1 protein-coding gene is annotated in these 721 nt (G+C 66.2%); it reads left to right on the forward strand.

Going from position 1 to position 721, the window contains the following annotated elements; genetic code table 11:
- Positions 1-165: 165 nt before the first annotated feature.
- Positions 166-573, forward strand: a complete 408-nt coding sequence (locus tag KV557_RS41970) for an HNH endonuclease (RefSeq protein ID WP_374106737.1) — start codon at positions 166-168, stop codon at positions 571-573.
- The last annotated feature ends 148 nt before the right edge of the window (positions 574-721 follow it).

Raw genomic sequence — 721 nt, forward strand, 5'->3', positions numbered from 1 at the left:
CTCGGCATGCCCACCGACGAGGCGTCCGTCAACATCACCCGCAGCCGCCTCGGACGCCTCACTCGCCAAGGCTTCCTCACCCAACCCGGACGAGGCCGCTACCAGAAACGGACTTAACGTCCACTCAAGACCCTTGCGGGCAAGCACCGTTCGACGGTGTCGAAGATGGCCGCCAAGCACAAGACCAGGATCGACACTCCCGACGGGCCGCGAGTCTGCTTCGAGGCCCGGATCGAGCGGAAGAACAGGAAGCCGCTGGTGGCGCGGTTCGGAGACATCCCTCTCCAGCAGCAACGGTCGGCGAAGGTCGTCGACCGTCGGCCTGTCTGGGTGGACTATCCACAAAAGGAGCTGATCACTCGGCTCCTGGCGGACACATGCGAGGTCTGCGGGGCCACCGGTGATGTCCAAGTGCATCACGTCCGGGCCCTCGCCGACCTCGCTCGTGCCGGATGGCCGCCGTCCGACTGGGCGCGCGTCATGCTCGACCGGCGGCGCAAGACCCTCGTGACTTGCGCCGCCTGCCATGACCGCATCCATGAGGCACGAACGGCCGGATCGAACACGCTGTGATCACTGGAGAGCCGGATGACCGGGAAACCGTCATGTCCGGTGTGCGCCGTGAGGCGCTTCGTTGTATCCCCGGCGCAGTCGGGAGGAACTTGGAGGGAGGTTCTTGGGTCGCCCGGCTTACCTGAGCGCGAAAGCGGGAGGGGACCAG

It is taken from the genome of Kitasatospora aureofaciens, assembly GCF_019192735.1.
Taxonomy (GTDB): Bacteria; Actinomycetota; Actinomycetes; order Streptomycetales; family Streptomycetaceae; genus Kitasatospora; species Kitasatospora aureofaciens_A.